This is a genomic window from Rhodococcus sp. 66b (assembly GCF_002076325.1).
In the GTDB taxonomy this organism is placed as follows: domain Bacteria; phylum Actinomycetota; class Actinomycetes; order Mycobacteriales; family Mycobacteriaceae; genus Rhodococcus_F; species Rhodococcus_F erythropolis.
This window is the reverse complement of record NZ_MUZB01000009.1, coordinates 295292-302039: the sequence shown is the minus strand read 5'-3', so window position 1 is coordinate 302039 and position 6748 is coordinate 295292. Positions and strand designations below refer to the sequence as shown.

The window sequence follows — 6748 nt, the reverse complement described above, 5'->3', positions numbered from 1 at the left end:
CACGATGCCCGGCTTGACCGTGAACGACAAATCGTCCACCGCTTTCGTCGGTCCGTAAACCTTGGTCAATCCCCTCAGTTCAATCATGAGGAGAACTCTGCCCTACCGGCAATGACCAGCACATCGGCCACAGGTCTAGTTCCGAGTGGTACTCAGGTAGGACATGAGTCCGGGCAATTCGGGCAGAACCCCGAGAAATCACCCGGATCTCGTCCCTCAGGACGACGCTTGAGCCCAGAATCGCTTGGGGATCCGGCCGGCGTGCCGCGCCTCGAAACCAGCCACGACAGCGTGACGCATCGCCGACGCCATCAGCGCGGGATTCTTGGCCCGCGTCACCGCTGTCGCAAGCAGGACGGCGTCGCAGCCCAACTCCATGGCAAGGGTGGCGTCGCTGGCCGTTCCGATCCCGGCGTCGAGGATGACGGGCACGCCGGCGCGCTCGACGATCATCTCGATGTTGTGCGGATTCGCGATACCAAGCCCGGTGCCGATGGGTGAACCGAGCGGCATGACCGCAGCGCAACCAACCTCTTCGAGGCGAAGCGCCAGCACCGGATCGTCCGTCGTGTACGGCAGAACGGTGAATCCGTCGTCCACCAATTGTTCTGCGGCGGAGACGAGTTCGATTGCGTCGGGCAGCAGTGTCCGCTCGTCGGCGATGACTTCGAGTTTGACCCAGTTCGTCTCGAGCGCTTCGCGTGCCAACTGCGCCGTCAGCACTGCTTCGGCGGCGCCCCGACACCCGGCGGTGTTCGGCAACGGTTCGATTCCGAGGCGACGAAGCAGGTCCAGAACACCCGTGCCACCGGCCGCGTCGACTCGCCGCATCGCGACGGTGGTCAGTTCGGTGCCGGAGGCGACAAGCGCTTCCTCGAGCACCGCAAGGTTGGCGGCGCCGCCTGTTCCGGTGATGAGCCGGGAACCGAAGGTGCGGCCAGCGATGGTGAGAAGGTCCTGCTCAGCCACCCTGCACCGCCGTGAGGATCTCGATTTCCCAACCACGTCCGACGGATTCGTCCCAACGCCCGCGAGGAAAGAGCGCACCGTCGACGGCGACGGCGATACCCTTGCTCGGCAACTCGAGGTGCGTCAGTAGCTCGGTCACCGTGACTGCTCGATCGAACTCGAGATCTTCGCCGTTGACGGTGATCCCGATCGGGACCTGCTCACTCATGAATTTTCCTTAACTACTGCGAACCGCTCGGGTTCGGTTCCTTTTACCTCGACCAAAGATGTGCCGTTCAGCAACGCGACCGTCGCATCGGCGGTGACGGGCGTCAGCAGGACACCGTTGCGTCCGTGTCCGGTGGAGACGACAACACGATCGGACACGCGCCCGATCAACGGCAGGTTGTCCGGCGTCATGGGACGCAGGCCTGCCGCGCATTCGTACAGTTCGTATTCGCCGATCGCCGGCATCAGTGCCTCGGCGTCGTTGATCAGGTCCCGCACTCCGGCCATCGTGACCTGCGTGTCCTCACCGGACTCGTATTGTGTTGCGCCGACGACGATTCCGTCACCGCGCGGGACGAGGTAGGCGGGCCGCCCGTGGACGCTTCCGCGGATGGTGCGGCTGGGCGCCGGGGTGACTCCAGGCCTACTCCGCAGGCGAAGGATTTCGCCCTTGACCGGGCGTACCGGTAACCCGGGCCACAGCTTGGGTGACGCGATACCGGCGGTGAGCACGATCTGATCGGTGTCGAGTTCGGCGAGGTCGTTGACGGCACGCGCGATCAATTCGACGCCGGATTCCGCACAGGCCTTCTGCAACGCCTCCAGCAGAAGTCTGTTGTCGACGGCGGACTCACCGACAGCCATCAGTCCCGACCGGATGCCCCGGCCGAGCATCGGTTCGAGTTCGCGGATGCGGGCGCGACCGAGAACTTCGAGTTCATGGCCCTGCGCGGTCACCCACTCGGCGATGGTCTGCAGGTCCTGCGCGTCGGCCGCATCGAGTGCAACCGTCAGCGAACTGTCCGCGGTGAAGACCGATGGCCCGAACTTTCCGAGCTCCTCACCGAACGTCGGCCACCGTTCCAGGGACGCTGCACCAACCGTCAACGCTGTCTCTTCACCCGGCCAGCCTTCGGAAAGCGGGGCGAGCATTCCGCCCGCCACCCACGAAGCACCTGATCCAATGGACGGGTCGTACAACCGAACGGACCACCCGTCGCGGGCTGCTCGCCACGCAATGGCGAGACCGATGACACCGCCGCCGACAACCGACACCGTACGAGCGTGTGTACTCACGAAACTCCACCTCCACTTCCTGCGCCGGCATGATCCGGGTCAGGTCTGACGGTCGGGATCTGGTCGCGATCCCCTCTCAGCCCCACGAACCTCGCAGTCACGACAAAAAGTGACGGCGACGTTTCAGGACTCCCGTGTCGAACCTTGCTCCCTAGAGGCTACCGTTTGCTCCGTGCACCCCACACATCCCAGTAACGTCATCGACCGGCGCGAGCGCCTGGCAGCAGCACGGCTGTACCTGTGCACCGACGCGCGCCGCGAGAAAGGCGACCTCGCGCAGTTCGCCGAGGCAGCATTGTCCGGCGGAGTCGACATCATCCAATTGCGTGACAAGGGCTCTGCCGGTGAGCGCGAGTTCGGCCCGCTCGAGGCCAAGGACGAACTGGTAGCACTGGGCATTCTCGCGGCCGCAGCGCGACGCCACGGCGCATTGTTGGCCGTGAACGATCGCGCGGATCTCGCGATGGCTTCCGGTGCCGACATCCTCCACCTCGGGCAGAACGACATTCCCGTCCCCTACGCACGAACCGTTGTCGGTGAAGACGTCGTCATCGGGCGTTCGACGAGTAGTCGCGCGCAGGCGAGTCTGGCCGCAATCGAAGAGGGCGTCGACTACTTCTGCACCGGGCCGGTCTGGGCGACACCGACCAAACCGAATCGAAGTGCGTCCGGTCTGGAACTGGTTCGATCGACCGCCGACGCCGCACCGCCGCGCCCATGGTTCGCAATCGGCGGCATCGACGAGGAACGCCTGCCGGAGCTGCTCGATGCCGGTGCCACGCGCATCGTCGTCGTGCGTGCAATCACGCAGGCGTCGGATCCGCAGGCGGCTGCGCAGCGCCTCGCCGCGGCCGTCGCTGGACGCTGAAAACCGGTAACTGGCGACCGTCAACTGTTTGCCGGGCGATTTCCACACAGTTACGGGTCAGCACGCCTGACTCGAAACATGAACGGAAGTTGTCCGATCAGACAACAAACCCCCAGTTCCTAGGTGCGATTGGATGTCCGAAAAGTCGGATTACGTGATCTTGATCACAGTTGTTTCGATTGCGTGTCACATCCCATTCGGTTTGTTGTAGTTTACCTCCAGTTACTAACTGAACCTAGGAGCACTAAATGGGATCCCTCGACACCGGCTCGCTCAGCACCGAATCGCTCGAAGACCTGAACCTCGGCAAGATCAGCGAGCTGCTCAAGCTCGGTATCACCGCGGTCAGCTTCATCACGGCGCTGAACTCGCTCAGCTGAGCCTCGTTTCGGTCGGGAGACCGAAACCACAGAAGGGCCGGACTCCTGAGGAGTCCGGCCCTTCTGCTGTATATGCCCTGTTAAGACTGCGAACTCGACGCCTCAGACAGGTTCTGGTCACTGCCTGACTGCTCACTGCCTTGGTGGGAACTGCCTTGGTGGGAACTGCCTTGGTGCGAGCTGCCCGACAACCATCCGAAGCCACCGTCTTCGAGTACGACGGTGTGTGGGTCGCTGGCCTGTAGGTCTTCGGTCTCGGCTGGTACAGGCGCAGTCCGGAGCTCGGGCCACGAGGAACCGAATCCCGGATGCAATGGCAGCGAATCGACGTCGGCTTCACGCACCCACCGCAACTCGGTGCTCTCACCGTTGGCAACCGTCGACAGTGGATGTGCCGCATCAGCCACGACGGTGGTGTAGGTCCACCCGCTCTCCGCGTGCATCGTCACTACCTCACCGCGGACGCGAACGGCGTCTTCGGCGATTCCGGCTTCTTCGTGTGCCTCCCGGACAGCGGCGTGCGTCGTGCTTTCGTGTGAGTCCCGTGCTCCACCGGGCAATGCCCAGGTACCACCTTGATGGCTCCACGCCGCACGATGCTGCAGCAAGACCAGGGGCGATCCGTCCGAATCGGGGGCGCGCAGAAGCAGTCCAGCGGCTCCGTGTTTACCCCAATGCCGAGTACCGTCCGGTCCGATCGACCAACCGTCACCGTCACCACGCATCGACTACCTCGCTCCGCCTGCTCTCGCCGTTGTCCCACACTAACCGTTTCAAACTGCTCCAGGTGTAGGTGATGCTTATATGCTCGCGAAGATGCCCTGAATCATTTCTCGGCGGCATCATTTCTCGGTAGCCCGCCTACAGCGAAGTGAGGTGCTCGATGGTCGACCGTGTCGTCCCGTCCATCGAACCCCGGTCGCTGCCGCCCTCCGAGGGCACTTCGGTATCGGCGGAGGACGAGCGAGCACTTCTGCGGCGCGAACTCCAGGCATTCATGTCCTCGACGCCTGGCCGGTTGACCGTCGTCGGAGTGATCTTGATTGCGATCACCTTGATCGCCGGACTCCTCGCCACCGCAGCGATCGAGAACCGACAGGCGAACCTCGACCTCCTCCTCGTCGAAACCGAACCTCTCGCCAACTCGGCCCAGAACCTCTACAGCGCGTTGTCTTTGGCAGACGCCGCCGCGGCCACCGCCTTCATCTCCGGCGGCCTCGAACCCGCCGAAGTACGCGACCGATACACGCAGTCGATCGGTGAGGCGTCGGCGGAGATCGTCCAGGCGTCGGCCGGTCTCGACTCGACTGATCTTGCCGGGCACAGCGCGTTGACCACCATCTCGACCGACCTCTCCGTCTACACGGGGCTGGTCGAAACTGCACGGGCGAACAATCGCGTCGGAAACCCGGTCGGGGCAGCATATTTGAGCGAGGCCTCGCAGTTGATGCAGACCTCGCTGCTGCCGATGGCTCAGCAACTGCACGCCTCGCAGGAGACCCTGGTCTCGCAGGTACAGCGCGATTTCGAGACTCCACCGTGGTGGCCGATCGTGGCATTCGTCCTCGTGCTGTGCGCGCTGGTGGCAACACAGGTGTACTTCTCCCGCAAGAGTCGCCGACGCTTCAATCTCGGGTTGATCCTTGCCTCGCTCGCCGTCGCGGCTGCGCTGCTGTGGCTGCTCACCGTCGGACTGGTGTCCGCACTTGCCACCGGACGTGCACTCGACGCGGGCGCCGAGCCACTGCACGAACTGACCGAGGCCCGGATCATGGCACAGCAGGCACGTACCGTCGAAACCCTCACGTTGGCGAGACGGGATTCAACTGCCGAGGACAACGTGACGTTCACTCGCAAGGTCGACGCCCTGCGCGACATCCTCGAGGGCCTACGCAGCGACGAACGCGCCCGAGTGAACAACGAGGTGCTGACCGCCGCACTGGATTCGCGCGAGCAATGGGTGGCTGCGCACACGCGCATGTACGACCGTCTCGGGACCGGCGACTTCACTTCCGCTGCCGCCATCACCATCGGCTCCGGAGAACAGGATTCGGCCGCGGAATACGGAAAGCTCGATCACGAACTCTGGCAAGGAATCGTGGATTCGCGCACAAATCTTCGGTCCGACGTCTCGTACGCCTCACGTGTGTTGGCTGCCTCTGCACCGGGCATGACTGTATTGGCAGTTCTCGGAGTTGCCGGAATCTTCATCGGGTTCTGGCCCCGACTGCGGGAGTATCAGTGACGGGAGTACCGGAGATGCGGAGGAAGCTCCCGGCCGTGTGCGTCGCGGTTCTGGCAGCGTCCGTGCTGGCGCTCGCCGGTTGCGGTGCAGATCGAGCCGAAGACCTGAACAACGCGGCCGCCACGTCGTACACGGAACCGCCGCTGCCGGCCGAGGCCACCATCGCGCCCAGTCCGACACCGACGACTACCGCGTCGTGCACCAACCTCACTGCAAGCCTGCGCCCCACACCCGCAGACGCATCTCCGCAGCCACCCACGCCGAGCCTCGACGCCATCCGCGCCCGCGGGCGGCTGATCGTGGGCCTGGACACCGGTTCCAACCTCATGAGCTTTCGCGATCCGGCGACCGGACGCCTCGAAGGCTTCGACGTGGACATCGCCCGCGAGATCGCCCGCGATCTGCTCGGCGACCCGGAGAAGATCGAGTACCGAATCCTGACCTCGGACGATCGGATCGCCGCACTCCAGGAATCCATGGTCGACGTGGTCGTCAAAACCATGACCATCACGTGCGAGCGGCGCGAGAAGGTCGACTTCTCGACGCAGTACTTCTCCGCCGAGCAACGAATTCAGGTCCTGCAGGGTTCACCGGTACGCGGCATCGCCGATCTCGCAGGCAAGCGAGTCTGCGCGGCCCGGGGAACGACGTCGGCCACGCGAATCCAGGAGCTCCAACCCGAAGCCACCGTCGTGACCGTCCCGATGTGGTCCGACTGCCTCGTCGTCCTCCAGCAGGGGCAGGTGGACGCGATCAGCACCGACGACACGATCCTCGCGGGCCTCGCCTCGCAAGACCCGTATCTCATGATGGTCGGTGGTTCACTGGGCGTCGAACCCTACGGAATCGGAGTGAACAAGGACAACCCCGACTTGGTCCGATTCGTCAACGGAACCCTCGAGCGAATCCGGGGTGACGGGACCTGGAACCGTATCTACGACCGTTGGCTCAGCGTCCTCGGTCCGTCACCCGGTCCCCCGCCGGCCGTCTACCGGGATTGAG

The 6748-nt window shown here is 64.1% G+C and carries 8 protein-coding genes and 1 riboswitch; of the genes, 4 read left to right on the top strand and 4 right to left on the bottom strand.

The features are described 5' to 3' along the window. Positions 1-216 precede the first annotated feature (216 nt). From B0E55_RS19120 to thiO, 3 genes are all read right to left on the bottom strand, one after another. Complete coding sequence (locus B0E55_RS19120; protein ID WP_020968851.1) at positions 217-969, bottom strand: thiazole synthase; 753 nt, start codon at positions 967-969, stop codon at positions 217-219. Beyond that, positions 962-1177 carry a sulfur carrier protein ThiS gene (gene thiS, locus B0E55_RS19115; RefSeq protein ID WP_003944402.1) on the bottom strand — a complete coding sequence of 72 codons (216 nt, stop codon included), beginning with the start codon at positions 1175-1177 and terminating at the stop codon, positions 962-964. Before thiS ends, B0E55_RS19120 begins: the two co-directional genes overlap by 8 nt. Next, on the bottom strand, positions 1174-2253 hold the full coding sequence (gene thiO, locus B0E55_RS19110; RefSeq protein ID WP_080910214.1) for a glycine oxidase ThiO: 1080 nt from the start codon (positions 2251-2253) through the stop codon (positions 1174-1176). The genes thiS and thiO overlap by 4 nt, the downstream gene beginning before the upstream one ends. Further along, positions 2253-2399: riboswitch (TPP riboswitch) on the bottom strand. It overlaps the preceding gene by 1 nt. A 26-nt stretch (positions 2400-2425) precedes the next feature. Here thiO and thiE point away from each other — a divergent pair. Continuing rightward, the gene (gene thiE / locus B0E55_RS19105) at positions 2426-3121 is read left to right on the top strand and encodes a thiamine phosphate synthase (RefSeq protein WP_019749516.1); all 696 of its coding nucleotides are present in this window, start codon (positions 2426-2428) and stop codon (positions 3119-3121) included. A gap of 248 nt (positions 3122-3369) precedes the next feature. Further along, positions 3370-3501 (top strand): hypothetical protein, encoded by a 132-nt coding sequence (locus tag B0E55_RS32485; RefSeq protein WP_003944354.1) that lies wholly within the window; start codon positions 3370-3372, stop codon positions 3499-3501. 80 nt (positions 3502-3581) lie between these two features. Here B0E55_RS32485 and B0E55_RS19100 read toward each other — a convergent pair whose 3' ends face one another. After that, positions 3582-4226: an NUDIX hydrolase gene (locus B0E55_RS19100; RefSeq protein ID WP_080910213.1), complete on the bottom strand. Its 645-nt coding sequence runs from the start codon at positions 4224-4226 to the stop codon at positions 3582-3584. 158 nt (positions 4227-4384) lie between these two features. Between B0E55_RS19100 and B0E55_RS19095 the strand changes: the two genes are divergently transcribed. After that, positions 4385-5746: a hypothetical protein gene (locus B0E55_RS19095; RefSeq protein WP_029254777.1), complete on the top strand. Its 1362-nt coding sequence runs from the start codon at positions 4385-4387 to the stop codon at positions 5744-5746. Positions 5747-5760: 14 nt separating this feature from the next. Then, entirely contained in the window at positions 5761-6747 is a 987-nt protein-coding gene (locus B0E55_RS19090) for a glutamate ABC transporter substrate-binding protein (RefSeq protein ID WP_020968847.1), read from the top strand. The last annotated feature ends 1 nt before the right edge of the window (position 6748 follow it).